Here is a 19,011-nt window from a genome sequence, read left to right on the forward strand (position 1 = left end):
GTCCGGGCGACGCTCCGCGCGAGCCGGGAAGTGCGCTCGATCGGCGCAGGGCCGCGGTGGGGTGCGGCGCCGGGCCGCCGTGGGGTGCGGCGCCGGGCCGCCGTGGGGTGCGGCGCCGGGACGTCGGCGCCGCGCGGCGGGCCTCCTGGACGCCGGGGCGGGTCCAGGGTGCGGCGGGAAAAGCGCTCGATCGGCGCAGGGCCGCGGTGGGGTACGGCGCCGGGCCGCCGTGGGGTGCGGCGCCGGGACGTCGGCGCCGCGCGGCGGGCCTCCTGGACGCCGGGGCGGGTTCAGGGCCGCGGCGGAAGCCCTGGGACCGGGGTCCCCGGCGTCGGGGTCCGTCCGAACAACGGGGCCAGCAGCAGTTGCGCCGCACCCTCGGCGACCCCCCGCTCCCCACCGGGGGCGACCCGTACGGGCACCGTCTCGGCCCCCTCCCGCCGGGCGCGGTCGGCGAGGACGCCGGCGACCCCGCGCACGAAGGCGTCCGGCGCGGCGGCGACCGTACGCCCGCCGAGCAGGACGAGGTCGATGTCGAGCAGCCCGACGAGGTTCGCGGCGCCCGCGCCGAGCACGCGCGCGGCCTCGTCGAGGTCGCCGCCCGCGACGGCGGCCAGGCACAGCGCCTCGATGCAGCCGTGACCGCCGCAGCCGCAGGGCGGGCCGTCGAGCTGGATGACCTGGTGCCCGAACTCCCCTGCGCCGGTGCGCGCGCCCCGGTGGACGGTGCCGCCGATCACCAGGCCGGCGCCGAGCCCCGTACCGAGGTGGAGGTAGGCGAAGGACCCCACGGCCCGGCCGACCTCCTCCCCCACGGCCAGGCCGAGTGCCGCCGCGTTGGTGTCCTTGTCGACGACGACCGGCATGCCGAGCCGCCGGGCCAGCGCGTCGCGCAGCGGGAAGCCGTCCCACTCGGGGAATCCGGTGACGCGGTGCAGTACGCCGCGGGTGTGGTCGAGCGGGCCGGGCAGGGCGACGCCGACCCCGAGCACACCGCCCGCGCGGGCCGCGCCCGCCGCCCCGCCGGCACCCGCCGCCGTGTCCGCCGCCATGTCCGCGCCCGCGCCCGCGACCGCTTCCGTCACCTCCCGGGCGACCGCCGCGACGACGGCGTCCGCGCCCGCCCCCAGGTCCAGCGGTGCCCGCCGCTCCACCACCACCGCGCCGGTGAGGTCCACCAGCACGGTGCGCAGCTCGTCCCGGTCCAGGTGGGCTCCGACGGCGTGGCCCGCGCCCGGCACCAGCCGGAGGACGGTGCGCGGTTTGCCGCCGGTGGAGGCGCGGCGGCCCGCCTCGGCGGCGAACCCTTCGGCCCGCAGCCGGGCGGTGATCTTGCTGACCGCCTGCGGGGTGAGCCCGGTGCGCTCGGCCAGCTCCAGCCTGCTGATGCCGTCCTCGCCGGCGGTGCGCAGCAGATCGAGCACGAGCGCGGTGTTGTGGCTGCGCAGCGCCAGCAGATTCGCGCCCTCGGCCCCTGCGTTCGTCCTGTTCACGCCACCCATTCTGCCGTGCGCTTGCACTTTGGCAACAGCGTTGCGAAAGTGGACGCATGACGACTGGCACCTCAGGCACTCCCCTCCGCGTCGGCCTCATCGGCTACGGCCTCGCGGGCTCCGTCTTCCACGCCCCGCTGATCGCCACCACCGAGGGCCTCGCCCTCGACACGGTGGTCACCGCCAACTCGGAGCGGCAGGAACAGGCCCGCACCGAGCACCCCGGCGTCCGGATCGCCGCCACGCCGGACGAGCTGTTCGGCCGCGCCGGCGAACTCGACCTGATCGTCATCGCGTCGCCGAACAAGACGCACGTCCCGCTCGCGAAGGCCGCCCTCGAGGCCGGCCTGCCGGTCGTCGTCGACAAGCCGGTGGCGGGCACCGCCGCCGAGGCGCGCGAGCTGGCGGACCTGGCCGCCGGCCGCGGACTGCTCCTGTCGGTGTTCCAGAACCGCCGCTGGGACAACGACTTCCTCACCCTGCGCAAGCTGCTCGCCGAGGGCGAGCTCGGTGACGTCTGGCGCTTCGAGTCCCGCTTCGAGCGGTGGCGCCCGCAGCCGAAGGGCGGCTGGCGGGAGTCCGGCGACCCCGCGGAGATCGGAGGGCTGCTGTACGACCTGGGCAGCCACGTCGTCGACCAGGCGCTGGTCCTCTTCGGCCCGGCCACCCACGTGTACGCGGAGGCGGACGTCCGCCGGACCGGCGCGGAGACCGACGACGACACGTTCATCGCGCTGACGCACGCCGGCGGGGTCCGCTCCCACCTGTACGTGTCGGCCACCACCGCCCAGCTCGGCCCGCGCTTCCGGGTGCTGGGCTCGCGGGCCGGGTACGTCAAGTACGGCCTGGACCCGCAGGAGGCGGCCCTGCGTGAGGGGCGGCGCCCCGGGGACGGGCAGGACTGGGGCGTGGAGCCCGACTCGCTGTGGGGCCGGGTCGGTTCCGGCGAGTCCCCGGCGACCGGCGGCGGCCGGCCCGAGCCCACGCTGCCGGGCGACTACCCCGCCTATTACGCGGCGATCGCCCGCGCCCTGCTGGAGGATGGCCCCAACCCGGTGACCGCACCGGAGGCGGCCGCCGCCCTGGACGTACTGGAGGCGGCCCGCCGTTCGGCCCGAGACGGAGTGACGGTGACCCTGTGACGCACCCGCAGAAGCACACCCCGCACGCCCCCGCCATGACCCCGAAGATCACCCCCGAGCTGGTTCCGAGCATCGAGGAGCTGGAGGCACAGGAACGCCGCCTGGTCTTCCGCCGGTTCACCCCCGACGACGCCTGGGAGCTGGGCTCCCTCCTGGTTCGGCTGGCCCGGGAGCGGCAGGCCCCGGTCGCCATCGACATCCACCGCGCCGGCCAGCAGCTGTTCCACGCCGCGCTGCCCGGCTCCACCCCGGACAACGACGCCTGGATCGCCCGCAAGCGCCGGGTGGTGGAACGCTACGGCGCGGCCTCCTACCTGGTGGGCGCCCGCTTCCGGGCCAAGGGCACCACGTTCGAGGAGTCGTCCCGGCTCGACCTCGACCGGTACGCGGCGCACGGCGGCTCCTTCCCGATCAACGTCGAGGGCGTCGGCGTGATCGGGGCCGTCACCGTCTCCGGGCTGCCGCAGCTCCAGGACCACCGGCTCGTGGTGGAGGCGCTGGAGGAGTTCCTGAAGGTCTGAGCGCCTCGACCGGGCGTAACCAACTGCGCTTGCGCGCCCGGGCGTTCCCGACGCGGCACGGAAAGCGCGCGGCTGGGAATGCCCCGGCCGGTCCCTCCGGTTGCCACACACGTGACTGCCGTGGCAACCGGAGGGATCACCCGTATGAGCACGCTCCTCAAGAACGACGTGGGCCGGTACGGCATCTGGAGCATCGGCCTGCGCTCGGAGGACCCCGCCCTCGCGGGTGAACGGGCGGAGGCCGCCGCCGAGTTGGAGGAGCTGGGCTTCGGCGCCGTGTGGCTGGGCGGCAGCAGCGCCGCGCGGCACGCCGCCCCGCTGCTCGCGGCCACCTCCACGCTCACCGTGGGGACCAGCATCCAGAGCATCTGGCAGTACGAGGCCACCGAGAGCGCGGCGTCCTTCGCCGAGCTGGAGGCGGCGCACCCGGGCCGCTTCGTCCTGGGCCTCGGGGTGAGCCACGCCAAGCTGGCGGCCCAGTACCGGCGGCCGTACTCGGCGCTGGCCGGCTACCTGGACGCGCTGGACGGGGCGGGCGTACCGGCAGGCCGCCGGGTCCTCGCCGCCCTCGGCCCGAAGACCCTGGAGCTGTCCCGCGACCGGGCGGCGGGGGCGATCCCGTACCTGGTGACACCCGAGCACACCGCGCGGGCGCGGCAGCTCCTGGGCGACGGCCCGCTGCTCGCACCGGAGCTGAAGGTGATCCTGGAGACGGACCCCGGCCGGGCGCGCGCCACGGCCCGCGAGGTCCTCGCCGACCCGTACCTCTCCCTGCCCAACTACACCAGGAACTTCCTCAGCCTCGGCTTCACCGAGGACGACCTGACGGACGGCGGCAGCGACCGCCTGGTCGACGCGGTGTTCGCGTGGGGCGACGAGGAGCGGATCCGCGCCCGGATCGACACGTACGTCGACGCGGGCGCGGACCACGTGGCACTCCAGGTGGTGGGCGGAGCGGACCGGGACACCCTGCCGAGGGAGTCCTGGAAGAGGCTGGCGTCCCTCCTCGGGTGAGGGAGCCCCCCGAGGGGCGCGGGGAATTGCGCGGTGAACTGCCCGAGCACCCACCGCACGCGCGCAACCGCCGGCGCACGCAGCCGTTGCACCCGCGCAGCCGTCGGCCCGCCGCGGCCACCGCACCCCGGCAGCCGCCGACGCGCCGCAGCCACCGCACGCGCGCAGCCACCGGCCCGCCGCGGCCACCCGCGACCTTCGGGCGGGCGCCCCCGCTACGCGCCCCGCAGCTCCTGCCGCTGCCGCCCCAGCCCGTCGATCTCCAGCTCGACCACGTCGCCGGGCCGGAGATACGGCTTGGGCTCGGGCTGCCCGAAGGCGACACCGGCGGGCGTGCCGGTGCTGACGACGTCACCGGGGTACAGCGTCATGAAGTGCGACAGGTACCGCACGACCTCCCCGACCGAGAAGATCTGCTCCGCCGTGCTCCCGTCCTGCTTCAGCTCCCCGTTGACCCACAGCCTCAGCCCCAGCTTCTGCGGGTCCGGCACCTCGTCCGCCGTCACGAGCCACGGCCCGAGCGGGTTGAACGTCTCGCAGTTCTTCCCCTTGTCCCAGGTGCCGCCGCGGTCCATCTGGAACTCCCGCTCGGACACGTCGTGCGCCACCGCGTACCCGGCGACGTGCGCGAGCCCGTCCTCCGGGGAGTCCAGGTAGCGGGCCGTGCGCCCGATGACGGCGGCCAGTTCGACCTCCCAGTCGGTCCTCACCGAGCCACGGGGCACGAGCACGGTGTCGTTCGGCCCGACCACGGTGTCCGCGGCCTTCAGGAAGACGACCGGCTCGGCCGGCGGCCGGGCGCCGGTCTCCTGCGCGTGGTCGTGGTAGTTCAGCCCGATGCACACGACCTTGCCGATCCGGCCGACCGGCGCCCCGATCCGCACCCCGGCCGCGTCGAGCACGGGCAGGTCCCCGACCTCCGCGGCGGCCCGTACGCGGGCCATGGCCGCGTCGTCGGCGAGCAGCGCTCCGTCGATGTCCGGCACGACGTCCGACAGGTCCCGCAGGTTCCCGTCGGTGTCGAGCAGCGCGGGCCGCTCGGCCCCGGCCGTACCGACTCGCAGCAGCTTCATGTTCACAATCTCCCTCGATCGCGGCGGTCCTCCGCGGCGAGGGCCCGGGTGCGGCGGGCCCCGGCCGCCGGAGGACTGGTCGATCGTCCAAGGTCCGGTTCCACTCCGCAAGACCCCGTTCACGTACTGGACCCGCGGCGCGCCCCGGTTCCTCGGTGCCCCGCCGGCGGAGCAGGCCGGGCTGGTTCACCGGTAGAGCACGGCCCGCTCCACGGCGCTCCACGTCGTACTGGTCACCACGTACAGCGCGGCGGCCAGCGGTACGACGGCCACGGTGACCAGCGTGAAGAAGGACATGAACGGCATGACCTTGGTGATCGCCCCCATCCCGGGCACCGGCTGCCCGTCCTGGCCGGCCGACGCCATGGGATGGGCGGCCATCATGATCTTCGTCCGCCGGTAGTTGAAGGCGGCTACGGCGGTGACGAGGACGAACAGCCCGATGTACACCAGCCCCGCGTCGCCGAGGAGTCCACCGCCCCCGTTCAGCGCGTCCAGCCAGCGGTCACCGAGCGGCGCGCCGAGCAACTCGTGCCCGAGCAGCCCGTTGGCCTCGCCGCCGATCGTCCCGCTGGAGAACAGGTGGTAGAGGAGGAAGAACGCGGGCAGCTGGAGCACCCCGGGCAGGCATCCGGCGAGCGGTGACACCTTCTCCTCGCGGTGCAGCTCCAGCACGGCCCGCTGCAGCCGCTCGGGGTCCCGGCGGTACTTCCTGCGCAGCTCGGCGATCCGCGGCTGCAACCGGGTCCGGGCCTGCTGACCGCGCGCGGCGGCCCGGGACAGCGGGTGCACCAGCAGCCGTACGAACGCGGTGAACAGGACGATCGCGGCGGCGGCCGCGGAACCGTGGAAGAGCGGTTCGAGCAGGTCGGCAAGCTGCTCGACCAGGTGAGCGAAAACGGACATGGGTGAGTGAGCCCTCCGGGGTCTCGTCGTGCCGTGACGGGAATGGCGGCATGACGACCCGCGCGGGATCACCAGGTGGGACGTGCTGCTGGATCGCCCTACGCGAAGGTCGCCGGGAGGGCGTGCCCGGGCGCTCGGGGGCGCGTACGGCCGCGGGCGTCGGGATCACGTTGCGGCAGGAAGGCCGTGCGGCGGTCCCGGTCCCTGATCGCCGTCCGCACCCGGGTCCGCGGCACGGCGGGCGCGCAGCGCGCCGCGACCAGCGAGCAGACGGCCAGCGCGGCCCCGGCCGCGGCGGTCGCGGCCAGCGCGACGGTCGCGGAGAGGCTGCCGGCGTCGAGCAGGACGACTTCGAGGAAGAGGACGAGCAGCAGCGCGGCGGGACGCAGTCTGGTCCAGGCCTGGAACACCGGCGGCTCCTCCTCTCCCGGGGCATGTGTCCGTCCGGAACGGTTATACCTCAGCACGGCCGTACGGAAGTGAGGATGCGCCGGACGGTCGAACGGTTCCGCCGGCTCGTCCCCGAACGTCCGCCCAGCCGCCCAGCCGGCGAGCGTGCCGTCCGCGGCGCGGGCGGTGCCGACCCCGCAGGCCGGCGGAGTGGCCCTGCGGAGCGCCGTCCACGGCGTCCGGCCGGCGACCGGATACCTCACCCTCGTCAGTCGCGGGCAGTACGGTGTCCACCATGCGCCCCGACACGCCCGCCGAAAACGTCGACCACCACGCCGAAGCGGCCCGCCTGGAGCGAACCGCCGGTCTGTACCCCGAGGACGCCGAGGCCCTGCTCCTCCGTGCCGCGGCCCACCGGGAACTGGCCGGCGACCGCCCCACGGCCACCGCGCTCTACGACCGCCTGCTCGCCGGACCGGCCGAGCTGGACAACCCCCACCTGGTCCGCGCCCTCAAGGCCGCCAACCTGTGGGAGTACGGCCACGAGGCCGAGGCCCGCGCGATCATCGAGGGAATCCGGGTGGCCGCTCCCCGGGACCCCGCCCCCTGGGTGATCATCGCGGAGGCCCTGGAGTCCCACGACGAGCTGGCGACGGCGCAGGAAGCCCTCACCGAGGCCGCGACCCTGCTGCTCCCGCCGGGCACGGACCCCTCCCCCTCCGTGCGCCCCGTCCTCGTCGCCCGCCACCGCGTCCGCCGCATGCAGGGCCTCCCGCACGACGACTGGGACACCCAGGCGGACACCCTCCACTCCCTGCCCGTCTCCCTGGACGAACTGCACGACCCGAAGCGGGTGTGGTCCCTCGGCTCGGAGAACCCGGCGGAGCTCAGGGCGGAGATCTCCCGCCTCCAGGCGGAGCTCGGCGCGTTCCGGGAAGCCCTCTCCCGCCCGTTCCCCGTGGCGATCCTCCACTGGCCGGCGGACGAACTCGCGGAACTCGTCCGCGAGTATCCGGAACTCGCCGCGGAGTACCCCTCCTACGAGGAGCACCTGGCGGCCATAGAGTCCGCCCTGCGCGAACTGTCCGCCTCCGGCACCTCCAACCTCGGCATCGTCCACGGCACGGTCCCCTCCTACGAGGCCTTCGCCGCCTCGGAGAGCTCCACCCCGTCCGACCCGACCCTGCTCCCCCAGTACGCGACGACCCTGGCCGCCCGCGGACGAGCCGTCGCCTGGCCGCCGGAGCGGGGGGATGCCTGCTGGTGCGGGTCGGGGCGGGGGTACGGGGAGTGTCACGGGGAGGCCTAGCCGATGGCTTCCGAGGCCGTTGCACGTAGGCTGTCGCCAGCGTCCCGGCAACAGACACACGATGACGGAAGGCACGGCAGTCGGTGGAGACCACACCTCGGACCCGTGCACGGATGAGCCGACAGAAGAGCCGCAACACGGAAGTCGAGCTGGCCCTGCGGCGCGCGCTGCATGCAACGGGCCTGCGGTACCGAGTCCACCGCAGGCCCCTGAAGGAGGTCAGGCGGGAGGCCGACATCCTGTTCGGGCCCGCGAAGGTGGCAGTCTTCGTGGACGGATGTTTTTGGCACGGATGTCCCCAGCACGCCACGTGGCCGAAGAACAATGCCGATTTCTGGCGTACGAAGATCGAGGGCAATCGGCGGCGGGATCGTGACACGGACGAGCGTCTGGCCTCGGCCGGCTGGTTGGCAGTGCGCGTCTGGGAGCACGAAGACCCCTTGCAGGCGGCCGCCCGGGTGCGCGGCGTGGTCGAGATGCGCCGCACGGGTGGCCAACGGCATTGAGATCCACTTGGCAGGCGTCAAGGACTCCTGTCAGACGACTTTTGACGCATCGTCTATCGTCAAAGACGCCTGTTAGTCTGAGCGCCCGAAGCCGCCCCCGAGGGCGTTCCCCTGCCAGGAGGCATGAAGTTCCATGCCCGAATCCACGCCGAACGTACCCGGCGAGGCTTTCGGCCCTTGGCTGCGACGGCAGTTGCAGCGAGCCGACATGTCACAGGCCGATCTGGCGGACAGGGTCGGCAAGACCCGCGCCGCCGTCTCGGCCTGGGTCACCGGCCGTGCCGAGCCTCGCGAGGAGACGAAGGTACGCATCGCCGAAATCCTCGGCACGGATCTCGCTTCGGTGGTGACGCGCACGTGCGACGTGTCGGGCAGCCGACCAGTGCGGTGGCACCACCGACGTGCGTACGCCGATGGCGGCCGCGAGTACGGCAACGCTGCTGCGTTCGCCTTCGAAGCGGACCTTGCCGTACTGGCACGCGAGGCGACCCAAAACTCCCTCGACGAGCGCCTCGACGACCGCCGCCCGGTACGCGTCCACTACACGCTGCACGAGTTGGACGGTCCCTACCTCGATGCCTTCCTCTCCGCGCTTCGCTGGGACGACGTCCTTCCGCACTTCCGGGAAGCGGCCCGGGGCGGGCAGAAGGTTTCCAGGAGCCTCCGCTCCGCCTTGGGCGATCTGGCCCAGGAGCGTCGGCTGCGGTTGCTGCGCGTCGAGGACTACAACGCCGCGGGCTTGACCGGCCCGGAGTACGGCGACGGACGGTTCGCCGCGGTGGTCCGACGCCAGCTCGACAGCCACAAGGTCACGGGTGGACGTGCCGGCGGTTCGTACGGCCTCGGCAAGGCCACGCTGTGGGCGACGAGTCGCTTTGGCCTCGTACTGATCAACTCGACGCTGTCGGAACCTCACGAGGGGCGAACAACAGGTCGTGTAATCGGCCGGTTGGACCTTCCGTGGCACGAGGTGGATGGCGAGTCCTACGCCGGCCCCGCGTGGCTCGGCGAGCCCGACACCGAGCCCGAACACAAGGGGATCTCCCGGTCCTGGTGGGCCGACGACGAAACCCTGCGCCGTCTGCATCTTGACCGAACCGACGACGAGCCCGGTACCTCGTTCCTGATCGTCGGGGCATACGACGCTTCGGGCGCCACGGAGTCCCTGCAGGACATGCACGACAAGTTGGTGTCGTCACTGGCCGACGACTTCTGGGCGGCCATGATCGGTGGGCGATCCGCCGGTCCGCTTCTGGAAGCCCGCGTGACCACCCTACGCAACGGCGAGACCTACATTCCGGAACAGCAGGTCGACCCATACAGCCGCCACCCGGCGACCAGCCGTGCGCTGCAGGCGTATCTCGACGGCGACACCGTCGAGGAACTGACCTCCGCCGACCAGGTCGTGCGCGCCGACGTTCCTTTGGTGGTCACTCCCCTCAAGGGTCAAGGTCACTCGCGCGACAAGGGACGCGAACACCTTGCGGTGCTCCTGGTCACGCCCGCCGACGACAACGACACGCAATTCAACCGCGTGGTCTGTATGCGTGGCAATCGCATGACTATCACCGAACAACGGCCACGCGACTTGCCTTTGGGCACACCACCGTTTCAGGCCGTGCTGCTCGCGGGTTACGCGACCGGACGTGAGGGAGATGATGTCGCACTCGCCGAAGCGTTCCTACGTGCTTCGGAGCCTCCGGAACATGACCGTTGGGACCGAACCCAGGAGCTGACCACGGCTTACGAACGCGGCGCACTGTCCCGACTGAAGGAGTTCCGCACGTCAATCGACAAGACGGTCCGGTCACTGTTGGGCAAGCGCGAGATCACGACGACGGGAGGGCCTGCGGCACTGCGCGAGTTGTTGAAGCTCGACATGGGGACGGGCGGCGGCGCCCGTCGCGCCCACTCGTTCCCGACCGTGCGAAACATCGATGCGCGCGTCGACGACCGTGGCGCCTGGCACGTCACCGTCCAACTGCGACTGCCGGACGGGGACGACCGGTGGGTGCTGGCGCCTGTCGCGAAATTCGACGTGCGTTCCGGTGGACGGCCCTCCGTGGGCTGGGAGCTCCTGGTCGGGTCCGAAACATGCCGTGCGGAGAACGGATTGATCATCGTGGAACCGGGCGTCCGTTCGGCCGTGTTCGACGGTGTCACCGATCCGTCTACCCACCCTGTCCGCAGCGGCTACGCCCGCCTCACGGTGGACTTGCCCCGGGCTCGCGGAGGTTCGGCGTGAGGCCTGTGTTCCCGTACTCGACTCTCCTCGGTGACGTGATCTGCGATGTCCTGTCCGTGCGCATCGACGGCAAACCGTTGCCCTACACGAAGGTGTCACCTTCGGAGCGGGTCGTCGCGCTCCACGAGTCAGGGCGTGCCGGATGGGAGGAAGCCGTCCTCGACCTCGACGCGAGGTTGCCGGAGGAGGAGCTGCGGAACGGCCCGTGGCAGGACGTGACCTGTCTGGCGGTACTGACCGAGAAAGCCACGAACTCACGTACGACGGTGCGCCTGGCAGCTGGGCCGGGCGAGTCGCGAAGGGGCTCCATCACTCTCTCTCGTGTCTCCCACCTGAGGCGTGCCACACTGTCCGTCCTGGTCGTCGCGACCGTGGACGGAGTTGCCGGGAGATTGATCGGCGCCACGGAGCAGGACTGGTACATCGATCTACAGGAGGCCACTCCGGTCCGGCAACGCGACGTCGAGGTGGTCGAGGAGGACTTCCGCGACGGGCCGCTGACATGGCTTCGTCAGTTCCAGGACGCCCCGTGGGTGGTCGAGACCTCGGACGACATGCCACGGGTGTACCTCAACAAGACGTCGATCCAGGGCCTTCTGGGAGTCTTGCACGGTCGTGGTGGCAGCCCGGCGGAGCGGGTCATCCGTGAGCTCGCGGCCTCCCAGACCGCGCAGGAGGCATGGAGCGCCATGTTCCACACCGCCATCAGCAATTTGGATGTCGATGACGACGGAACCCCGGTAATGCCCACCGGCTGGCGTGAAGCGGTGCTGCGTGCCATGTTGCCCGATGTCCTTCCCGGGCGTGAGCCGACGGATGCGTTGTTCGAGATCAACGAACGACGTACGAAGGGCTTCGGCTGGTCGGAGTTGCAGACGTACATTCAGTACGCAGCGGGCCGCCGGGCGAAGCTCACCAAGAAGCTGACGACCGCGGTGCGCGCAACCGACCGCTCGGAGAGGAAGGCCGACTGATGCCGCGCCGTCCGTTGCTCGACATCCCTCCGGTGCTCGGTTTGCTGCCCGACGCGGCCGTCACCAAGCACCTGGGCCGTGGCGTGCAATCGGGGCTGGAGCATCCACCACAAGTCGCACTCCGCAAGGCGGCCACCCTGCTTCCACAGCAGGAGAGTCGGTGGCAAACAGCACCGATTCGGCTATTGCTCGACGAGGCGATGGCTCGTTTCGACGACAACCGCACTGCCGCTGACGGGTGGCTGGCTCCGCGATTGCACGCCACCCTCCGCATGACGCGCTCGGAGGCTGGCGATGGGCGACTGTGGAACCATCTCGCCATGCTCGTCGCCCCGGATTATGTGGTGTGGCGTCACAAGGGTAAAGAGATCGCGCAGGGTTCGCGCTTTTCCGGGCCTCACTACACCCAGTGCTTTGCCCGGTTGTGGTGGGTGGCCGAACTGTTCCGAGACGGGCCCGATTACAAGCCGGTGGAGATCGCCTGCCGCGTTCAAGACGTCCTGAACACCACTCTTCGTCTCGATGTCATCGATCACCGGCCCACGGCGCAGGCGTTCGTGCGGGTGTTGGAAAAGGTGCTCGCGGCTGGTACGCCTCGCCCCGGCGATCATGTCAATGCGCTGTCGTCCGCGATCAACGCTGCAGGCAGCACCCTCGTCTATGACGTCTTGGCGCCGGACACCCCACCACTCGTCGACGACCTTCTCGACTGGATCGCCGCTTCGGAGGATGCACCACTCGTCGACTTGGACAGGCTTCCTGTGGGCCCGGACGACGGCCAAGCCGCTTCATCGTCCGTCGAAGCGCTGTTGCCTCTGTTCGAGGAACTCCTCTCCGAGGCCCCGGTTCGACTCCGCAGTCGGACCGAAGAGGAGCCGGCCATCGCGCAGGAGGAACCCGCGGTTCCAAGGCCACGCAACGGCGTAAGCCTGGAGAAGAATCTGCCAAGCTGGATGATGTAGTCGTCGTCGCGCGCAACGGGACGTGCGAGGGTCAGGAGGAGTTCGGCTCCGAGATGTCGTCCTCCTCGCGCAGCGGCCACCGCAGCAGCCGCTCCCAGATCTTGGTGCCCGGAGCGCCGAGGTCGAGTGCCGCGCTCAGGATGTGTACACCGAACCGGGGCGGTACGGCGTTCCCGACCTGCTGTGCCTGGTCGCTCCCCCTCCATGGGTATCTGTAGGGGAAGCTCTGGAAGACGCCGGCTTCCTCAATGGTCAGCCGACCCAGCTCCGTTTCGTGGGCATCGGCGGAAACGATGCGGTTGCGGCTCCATTTGCCGGTGATCGTCGCCGCCGGCTTGTCCGATTCTCGGCGACCGCGAGCCTTGGGGTCGCCTCCGCTGCCGTAGTTGGAGACGACTCGGAACGGCATGGAGCGGCGGCGTGCCTCCGGCACGTGGCGGTACACGTCGTCGAGAGCGCGCTCCATGGAGATCCACACGTCTCGGCCGAACAGCGTCTCGGTGGGCTCCGCACCCTTGCGGTACTGCTGGTGCGTCGGTGCCGGCAATTGGGCCGGCAGGCCCCCGTGTCGTGCCACGAGCACAGCTCGTCGCCGAGTCTGCGGCACCCCGTACTGCTCCGTGTGGAATATCTTGGCATCGGTTTTGTACCCGATGTCGCGAAGCACCTTTTCGTACTCGTGCCACACCTCGATGACGGCTGGAACCTGCTCAAGGACGATCACCTCGAACGGCCGTGGAGTCTTCCCACCATGGCGCGGGCGCAGCTTCGCCTCCAGCACCCACCGCAGTGGCTCCAGCACCAGACCCGTGCGCTCGTCGTCGAGTTTCTCCAGCTCTCGCTGGATGTCCTCCCAGGTCTCCCCTGTCTTGCCTGCCTCCTCCCGCTTGTACCAGGCATGCATGCGGCTGATGAAACCGGTCACCAGTTCCAGCGCCTTGCGGCCGCTGCCGCTACCCGCGATGGAAAAGGTTTGGCAAGGCGGTCCACCGGCCAACACGGTGCAATCCGCGAACTCGGCGTTACCGGGACCATAGCGCCGCACGTCCCCGTGAACGGTCGGCAGCCCGGCGGCGAGACGTGTGGCCACGGCATCGTCGTCCCACTCGATACCGATCGACGGAAGGTCCAAAACCTCTGCCGCAAGATCCAGGCCGCCGGGCCCCGCAAAGAGATCGACGATGTGGAAACGCCCATGCTGCGGGTCGGGCGGCGTGCTGGTCATGGTGCGGAAGTCTATCGGCCGCGCGGAGGCCACCGCGGACCGCCCGGTCATCGGCCGCTCTCTCGCATCGGTTCGGAGCCCCCGGTGCCCAAACCCGAGGCGATGGCCTGCCCCAACGCGCGCGCGAGAGGGGGAGGGGTCGCGTTCCCAACCTGGCGGTAACGGACCGTCTTGCGTCCGGCGATCTCCCATCCCGGAGGAAAGCCCTGGATCAGCGCCACCTGTTCCACAGTGAGTGGCACAAGGCCTGGACGGCCCAGGGCCGGGTTCCAGCAGAAGTCCGCGGCAGGCACGTCGTCGGCGACGGTACCGCCGTCCACGCCGATGCGCGCCCATTTCTGCTTGGCTCCGGTGGGCCCGAGGTCGGCTCCGCCGCGGTCCCAGGAGCCGCCGACGACGGTTGGGGCAATCACGTCGGCCTGATCAGCCCACTTGTCCGCATCGGGCCAGCCGCGTGCACCCATGGAGTGGCGCAGTGTCTCCCCCACGGTGGGACGTCGTCCGGTGAAACGCCGAGGCCATGTGAACCGGTCGATCAAGTCGCCCTTGAAGGCGACGAGCACTCCGACCTCGCGGCTCTGGGGTACACCGTGGTCCTTCGCATTCAAAACGTGCCACAAAAATCGATAGCCGAGGTGGCGCAACTCTTCGGCGACGATCTCGCGGATCGGTGCATAGTCGCTCTTTCGGGCGAGGTCCGGCACATTCTCCAGCAACACCGCGCGTGGCTGAACGCCGTAAATCAGATCGATGGCCGCCCTAAGCACGGCCAGTTCCCGATCGTCGCTTCGACTGCGCGATGCAGTGGCGGGCGACTTGACCCGCGGCAGACCGCCGGAGAGCAGGTCGACGTCGTAAACCTGTGGTTCGTCGGAGGGGTCGAAGTCGAGGAGGTCGATCTCTCGGACGTCCCACTGCGGGCGATTTGCCCGGAGCGTCTCGCAGGCTACAGCTCTGTCGTCGAGGAGCAGCACCGGGTCGAATCCGGCTTCTTCCAACCCCAGAGCCAGACCGCCCGCGCCTGCACAGATTTCCAGCGATGTCAGCCGCTTGGTGGGCTCGTCGTCCTGACGACACTCGGACCCCGCCTCGATCCCCTCGATCATGTTGACCAGCCCTCCCGTCCTCCCCATGCCGACGGACCGCTCGCCACCCCGCCCGGCCGTTCCGCAAGATCCACGCTTTGCGAGGTTAGTCGTCGATCGGGCCCCGCGTCCGGCCATCGACATCACCGGGCATCGATGATCGGCTGTCCTTCCCTGCTCCTGTCGACGGTGGTGAACCGGAGGACGCGGCTGTCCGAGCCCCGAGCGGCGGAAGGAGCCACGAAGGAGAACGCCATGACGATCTTGTCAGGAGCCATTCGACCGTCTTCCGCGATGTCGGTGCGATGCTTGGCTTCGATAACCGGGTAGACGACGATCACGCCTCTGCGAGGGACCACCAGGCTTTCGGTGGCGGGGTCGCCCGAGTCGGCCAGCGCTCCCGCGATGCGCAGCGGAACCGCGCGGTGTTTGGGTTCGCTGATCGCGCCGAAGAGAGGACCTCGACGGCGGTCACGGCCGAACCATGCAAATGTCCGCTCACTGTGCCCGAGGGTCAATCGTTGACCGCGTTTGGTGTGCTGCGGTGCCACGATCAGCCAGTCGTCGAGGTCACAGGAAGAGGCTCCGCTGATCTCCTCCAGGTACGCCAGGTGGGGGGCGAACTGGGATGGCGCACCCCAACGCACCTCCCGAAAGAGGCACAAGGCGTCCTGCGCCGGCAGGCTGCCGACCAGGGCGTCGAAGCGGTGTACACCGCCGTCACGGGTGGCGTCGCCCGTGAAGCGGTAGCCCAGAGACATGACCTCGGTGGACAGCGCGTCCAGCACTGGGAGCCACAGCCCGGTGTTGTGCCGCAGGTCCGCGGCCTTGGTCGGGTAGGCGGTTGGCTCCTGCCAGTGACCCGGCGACCGAAGTTCGACGAGCCGGGCGTTGTACATCTTGTTGGGGCTCGTCGGCTTCAGCCAGGGCAAATGCTGGGAGACGAGCGGCGGTACCTGAGCCGGGGTAACCTGCGGCCGCCCGTCGACCAACGTGGCGTACTGCCTCAACTCGGCACGGAAGTTCTCCTCGTCCAGGCAGATCGCCTCAAAAGCCGAATACAGGTCGATCTCTTTGGCTCCCATGGATTCGGATCGTCCGAGGAAGACGCGTACGAGGTCTCGGTAGCCCTCGCGAAAACCGAACCATCGCCCCATCTGCATCAGCGTGGAGGCATTGCCGGCACGGCGACGGAAGTAGGAGACGGTGAGCCCTTCGACGGTGAAGCCCCGGGCCAGCTTCTGACCGCCGATGAGGATCTTCCAGATGGGACGCCGGTCGAAGTCGGCCTCGCCGGTTTCGATGTCTTTGTCGCCGTTGACGACGATGATCGGGTTGTCGTCGCCGCCGATTCGAGTGACGGCCGGGCCCACATGGCGCGCAAGGGCGTCGAACGAAGGTGGTACGGCAAGACCATCGGCGCGGGCAGCCGACACCGGAGCGATGTCCGTGTCGAACAGTTCTCGTAGCCGCTCACGACCGCTTGGGCCCATGTAGCCGGCGTTCCACCACATACGGGTGACCTTGCCCAATAGTTCCCGGTGGACCTCGGTGCGCACGGACTCGTGAATCAACATGGTGTGGTGCTGGAAGTACCGCTCGCCGTAACCTCCTTCGGCCTCCCGGTACAGCTTCATCGCCGCCGTCAGAACGAACATGTCCATGGCCTGCTGCAGGCATACGTCGTCCCCAGCGTCCTCGTCGGCGGCAACAGTGATGTTGCGAACGTGGGCGAGTTCGTTGGAGTTCGCGAAGGTGCGTTCCTCGGGCGGAATCGCCGAGTCGAGGTCGTGGAAGTCACGTGCTCCCATGTACCCCTCCGGCCGGGGCAGAGAGACGATGAAGTCCTTCGGGAAGATGTCCTGGGCGTCGCTGGGGTCGATGAAGACGTTGGCGAACGGAGTGGCCGTGTACCCGACGTACTGGGCGCGCGGCAACATACGAAGCAGCTCCGAGATTTTCTGGTTGATCGCGGTCCGCTCGGCATCGGGCTTGGCGAGGTTGGTGGTGTTGACGGATGCTTCATCGGACTCGTCGTCGATGATCAGTACGGGAATCTCGGCCAAAGGCGTCTTGATCTTCCTCAGATCCTTCACCAGCTTGGTAAGGACGCTTTTGTTCTTCTTGACCACCATGAGGCGGGCCATCGATCGGTGCAGATTGCGCGCGTCATGGAGGGGAAGCGCCGGCTCCTGCTTCTCGAACTCAAGGGCAGTGATCCCTTGGAGCAGGCTCTTGTAGTCGTCGTCGCGCGTGGTGAGCCGTACGATGTCGAACCCTCCGCGTGTGGACGGCAGGCTGCCGAACGACACGAATCGGCCCTGATTCCAAGCTGGGTCGTTGGCATAGTCGGACTCGTACTCGCTCGCTCCCCGCAGGATGTTCTCTCGACCGACGAGTTCCATGTCGAGGCGTCGTTGGGTCTGGGCTCGGAGCATGTTGAGCGTGCCCCCGAGAACAATGACCAAGCGATAACCCGCATCGACGGCCTTGGCGATCACGCCGGTGAAATTGGCGGTCTTCCCCGACTGCACATACCCGACAACCAGTCCCTTCGACTGGTACGCCGCCGGATGGGTCGGGTCGGCGAGCCGCTCGACCACGGCATCTGTTGCCACATCGAGACCCGCGACAGCCTCCGCACCCCATCCCTTCCGCTCGAGGTGTGAACGGTACGACGGCCAGTACCAAGGTCGTCCTTGTTGTGACTGGGGGGTGTACCAGGGTGTGAACTCGTCCGTGATGACAACCGGCGCCTCCACTTTGGCGACGGGGACGAGACTGTCCAGCAGTTTGCGGGTTTCCTCAGAGATGCCGAGAAGTCCGTAGATGTCGGACCGGCGCGCCTCGGTGCGTTCCGGGCTTCTCGACCACGCCGGGTCAGTGGCGAAGTCCCAGTCCGTGAGTTTTCTCCGCCACACCTCGACCAACTGATCCGTGGAGAGGGCTCGTTCCAAAGCCCGACGCAAAGCGTCCTCGGTCGCGAATGCCTCGGCTTCGGGCCCAAGGTCCTCCGCCTGATAAGCGAGCGCGCGCACCAACTTCTTCGGACGACTGGTGTGCATGTCCGAGAGGGCGGCGTTGTGCAGTTGCAGGAGCAGGTCGTCGGTGGAGTGGCTGGTCACTTTTCTTCCTCGAGTCTCCGAATGGCTGCCGGACCACGCTGGACAACGAACGCGTCAGGGGAGCGAGAGGTCCGACAGGTCTATGCCCGGGTTCATGTCGCTGGGCGGGAGCCCGGTCACGTCGACCACGTACGTGACGTGGTCGATTCGCCCGTGCACGTTGTCGGGCATGTCGTCCGCCGTGAGACGAGGCATCTCTTCGGCTCGCAGTATCAAAGGGCTGTCACGAGGTGTCCAACGTTCGTCGTCAGGCAGTTCGGGCGCCCACCCCGAAGCTTTCAGTAGCCGGTCGAGGTGGCGCTGCAAAGTGACGTTCTCCGCCGCTGCGGCATCGCGAGTCGCTTTGACGGAGTCACTCAACGTGCGCCCACGGGAGCCGCCTCGGGTGAGACGGAGAGACGCGAACCACAGGGGACGACCGTTCGTCGCCGCAAGTTGCCCCACGCCGTGAACCGTGTGCCGGCGCAGTTCGGAGGCGGTCGTCTTGACCTCCAGGTCGGAATCACTCAGGGCGAAGTCGTGTTCCTCACCCATGGGTCCGACCCAGGCGTCGAGTGCCGCCTGCCAACCGGTCTCTCCGGCCAATCGCCAGAGGACGGCGAGTTCACCATGCAGACCGAGACGCCTCTCCATCGACATCCCACGAGGCCTGCCCAAGAGAGCGCTCCAGCCGTGGACGGTCTCCTCGAAGGCCTGCTCCAGGCTCTGTTCATCGGTCATCAAGCGATCGGCCACAGCCAACAACAGGTCGTGGAAATCCCGGAATAGCTCTGGTTCACGCGTAGTGAAACGCGCCATTCGTCGTCCCGCTTGGGCTATCTGGTCTATGCGCACCGCAGGCAGCGGCGAGCGGGGAAGATGGTGACGACCAGCGAGCTCGACGTGGAGTGCGATACCCCGTCCGCCGTCGGATATTTCGTACGAGACGAGGGGCTTGTCCACTGGCGAGAGTCGATAGCTCGCACCGAGACCTCCGCCCAGGTAGTGCTCGACTGTCGTCCACGGGAGATCGATCGCACGGGTTCTCGAGGAATCGGCTGA

General features: G+C 69.5%; 16 protein-coding genes. 8 read left to right on the plus strand and 8 right to left on the minus strand.

Features of this window, described 5'->3' with window-relative positions:
• Positions 1 to 290: 290 nt before the first annotated feature.
• Positions 291 to 1,502 (minus strand): ROK family transcriptional regulator, encoded by a 1,212-nt coding sequence (locus SGLAU_RS12775; RefSeq protein ID WP_052413733.1) that lies wholly within the window; start codon positions 1,500 to 1,502, stop codon positions 291 to 293.
• A 47-nt stretch (positions 1,503 to 1,549) separates the two neighbouring features.
• On the opposite strand from SGLAU_RS12775, the gene SGLAU_RS12780 reads away from it, so the two are divergent.
• The 3 genes from SGLAU_RS12780 to SGLAU_RS12790 all read left to right on the plus strand — a co-directional run bounded on the left by SGLAU_RS12780 (position 1,550) and on the right by SGLAU_RS12790 (position 4,170).
• Complete coding sequence (locus SGLAU_RS12780; RefSeq protein WP_043501155.1) at positions 1,550 to 2,635, plus strand: Gfo/Idh/MocA family oxidoreductase; 1,086 nt, start codon at positions 1,550 to 1,552, stop codon at positions 2,633 to 2,635.
• Between the two features lie 35 nt (positions 2,636 to 2,670).
• Complete coding sequence (locus tag SGLAU_RS12785; protein WP_043506566.1) at positions 2,671 to 3,156, plus strand: heme-degrading domain-containing protein; 486 nt, start codon at positions 2,671 to 2,673, stop codon at positions 3,154 to 3,156.
• A gap of 144 nt (positions 3,157 to 3,300) precedes the next feature.
• Positions 3,301 to 4,170 (plus strand): LLM class F420-dependent oxidoreductase, encoded by an 870-nt coding sequence (locus SGLAU_RS12790; RefSeq protein ID WP_043501157.1) that lies wholly within the window; start codon positions 3,301 to 3,303, stop codon positions 4,168 to 4,170.
• Positions 4,171 to 4,385: 215 nt separating this feature from the next.
• Here the strand turns inward: SGLAU_RS12790 and SGLAU_RS12795 are convergent, their stop codons facing one another.
• From SGLAU_RS12795 to SGLAU_RS12805, 3 genes are all read right to left on the minus strand, one after another.
• Positions 4,386 to 5,243 carry a fumarylacetoacetate hydrolase family protein gene (locus tag SGLAU_RS12795; protein ID WP_043501160.1) on the minus strand — a complete coding sequence of 286 codons (858 nt, stop codon included), beginning with the start codon at positions 5,241 to 5,243 and terminating at the stop codon, positions 4,386 to 4,388.
• 186 nt (positions 5,244 to 5,429) lie between these two features.
• Positions 5,430 to 6,149, minus strand: a complete 720-nt coding sequence (locus tag SGLAU_RS12800) for a YidC/Oxa1 family membrane protein insertase (RefSeq protein ID WP_043501161.1) — start codon at positions 6,147 to 6,149, stop codon at positions 5,430 to 5,432.
• Between the two features lie 98 nt (positions 6,150 to 6,247).
• Entirely contained in the window at positions 6,248 to 6,559 is a 312-nt protein-coding gene (locus SGLAU_RS12805) for a DUF6412 domain-containing protein (protein ID WP_043501163.1), read from the minus strand.
• A gap of 275 nt (positions 6,560 to 6,834) precedes the next feature.
• Here SGLAU_RS12805 and SGLAU_RS12810 point away from each other — a divergent pair, with 275 nt between their 5' ends.
• The 5 genes from SGLAU_RS12810 to SGLAU_RS12830 all read left to right on the plus strand — a co-directional run bounded on the left by SGLAU_RS12810 (position 6,835) and on the right by SGLAU_RS12830 (position 12,535).
• The gene (locus tag SGLAU_RS12810) at positions 6,835 to 7,848 is read left to right on the plus strand and encodes an SEC-C domain-containing protein (RefSeq protein WP_043501164.1); all 1,014 of its coding nucleotides are present in this window, start codon (positions 6,835 to 6,837) and stop codon (positions 7,846 to 7,848) included.
• Positions 7,849 to 7,931: 83 nt separating this feature from the next.
• Positions 7,932 to 8,354: a very short patch repair endonuclease gene (locus tag SGLAU_RS12815; protein ID WP_078957695.1), complete on the plus strand. Its 423-nt coding sequence runs from the start codon at positions 7,932 to 7,934 to the stop codon at positions 8,352 to 8,354.
• 133 nt (positions 8,355 to 8,487) lie between these two features.
• On the plus strand, positions 8,488 to 10,599 hold the full coding sequence (locus SGLAU_RS12820) for a helix-turn-helix domain-containing protein (protein ID WP_043501167.1): 2,112 nt from the start codon (positions 8,488 to 8,490) through the stop codon (positions 10,597 to 10,599).
• The gene (locus SGLAU_RS12825) at positions 10,596 to 11,573 is read left to right on the plus strand and encodes a hypothetical protein (RefSeq protein WP_043501169.1); all 978 of its coding nucleotides are present in this window, start codon (positions 10,596 to 10,598) and stop codon (positions 11,571 to 11,573) included. The genes SGLAU_RS12820 and SGLAU_RS12825 overlap by 4 nt, the downstream gene beginning before the upstream one ends.
• A complete protein-coding gene (locus tag SGLAU_RS12830; RefSeq protein WP_043501170.1) occupies positions 11,573 to 12,535 on the plus strand; it encodes a DUF6339 family protein in 963 nt (320 codons plus the stop codon). The genes SGLAU_RS12825 and SGLAU_RS12830 overlap by 1 nt, the downstream gene beginning before the upstream one ends.
• A 31-nt stretch (positions 12,536 to 12,566) precedes the next feature.
• Here SGLAU_RS12830 and SGLAU_RS12835 read toward each other — a convergent pair whose 3' ends face one another.
• From SGLAU_RS12835 to SGLAU_RS12850, 4 genes are all read right to left on the minus strand, one after another.
• Positions 12,567 to 13,760, minus strand: coding sequence for a DNA cytosine methyltransferase (locus tag SGLAU_RS12835; RefSeq protein ID WP_078958042.1), 1,194 nt, complete (start codon positions 13,758 to 13,760; stop codon positions 12,567 to 12,569).
• 47 nt (positions 13,761 to 13,807) lie between these two features.
• Entirely contained in the window at positions 13,808 to 14,866 is a 1,059-nt protein-coding gene (locus tag SGLAU_RS12840; RefSeq protein WP_052414091.1) for a DNA cytosine methyltransferase, read from the minus strand.
• Positions 14,867 to 14,988: 122 nt separating this feature from the next.
• Positions 14,989 to 17,910, minus strand: a complete 2,922-nt coding sequence (locus SGLAU_RS12845) for a Z1 domain-containing protein (RefSeq protein ID WP_052414092.1) — start codon at positions 17,908 to 17,910, stop codon at positions 14,989 to 14,991.
• A 114-nt stretch (positions 17,911 to 18,024) separates the two neighbouring features.
• Complete coding sequence (locus SGLAU_RS12850; protein ID WP_244315206.1) at positions 18,025 to 18,912, minus strand: PD-(D/E)XK motif protein; 888 nt, start codon at positions 18,910 to 18,912, stop codon at positions 18,025 to 18,027.
• Positions 18,913 to 19,011: the final 99 nt, after the last annotated feature.

This window comes from Streptomyces glaucescens, assembly GCF_000761215.1.
Taxonomy (GTDB): Bacteria; Actinomycetota; Actinomycetes; order Streptomycetales; family Streptomycetaceae; genus Streptomyces; species Streptomyces glaucescens_B.

What these genes read in the sequence shown, in the direction of transcription:
- SGLAU_RS12775 (WP_052413733.1), bottom strand. Translation starts at nt 1,502, where the DNA reads ATGGGTGGCGTGAACAGGACGAACGCAGGGGCCGAGGGCGCGAATCTG.
- SGLAU_RS12780 (WP_043501155.1), top strand. Translation starts at nt 1,550, where the DNA reads ATGACGACTGGCACCTCAGGCACTCCCCTCCGCGTCGGCCTCATCGGC.
- SGLAU_RS12785 (WP_043506566.1), top strand. Translation starts at nt 2,671, where the DNA reads ATGACCCCGAAGATCACCCCCGAGCTGGTTCCGAGCATCGAGGAGCTG.
- SGLAU_RS12790 (WP_043501157.1), top strand. Translation starts at nt 3,301, where the DNA reads ATGAGCACGCTCCTCAAGAACGACGTGGGCCGGTACGGCATCTGGAGC.
- SGLAU_RS12795 (WP_043501160.1), bottom strand. Translation starts at nt 5,243, where the DNA reads ATGAAGCTGCTGCGAGTCGGTACGGCCGGGGCCGAGCGGCCCGCGCTG.
- SGLAU_RS12800 (WP_043501161.1), bottom strand. Translation starts at nt 6,149, where the DNA reads ATGTCCGTTTTCGCTCACCTGGTCGAGCAGCTTGCCGACCTGCTCGAA.
- SGLAU_RS12810 (WP_043501164.1), top strand. Translation starts at nt 6,835, where the DNA reads ATGCGCCCCGACACGCCCGCCGAAAACGTCGACCACCACGCCGAAGCG.
- SGLAU_RS12820 (WP_043501167.1), top strand. Translation starts at nt 8,488, where the DNA reads ATGCCCGAATCCACGCCGAACGTACCCGGCGAGGCTTTCGGCCCTTGG.
- SGLAU_RS12830 (WP_043501170.1), top strand. Translation starts at nt 11,573, where the DNA reads ATGCCGCGCCGTCCGTTGCTCGACATCCCTCCGGTGCTCGGTTTGCTG.
- SGLAU_RS12835 (WP_078958042.1), bottom strand. Translation starts at nt 13,760, where the DNA reads ATGACCAGCACGCCGCCCGACCCGCAGCATGGGCGTTTCCACATCGTC.
- SGLAU_RS12840 (WP_052414091.1), bottom strand. Translation starts at nt 14,866, where the DNA reads ATGATCGAGGGGATCGAGGCGGGGTCCGAGTGTCGTCAGGACGACGAG.
- SGLAU_RS12845 (WP_052414092.1), bottom strand. Translation starts at nt 17,910, where the DNA reads ATGCACACCAGTCGTCCGAAGAAGTTGGTGCGCGCGCTCGCTTATCAG.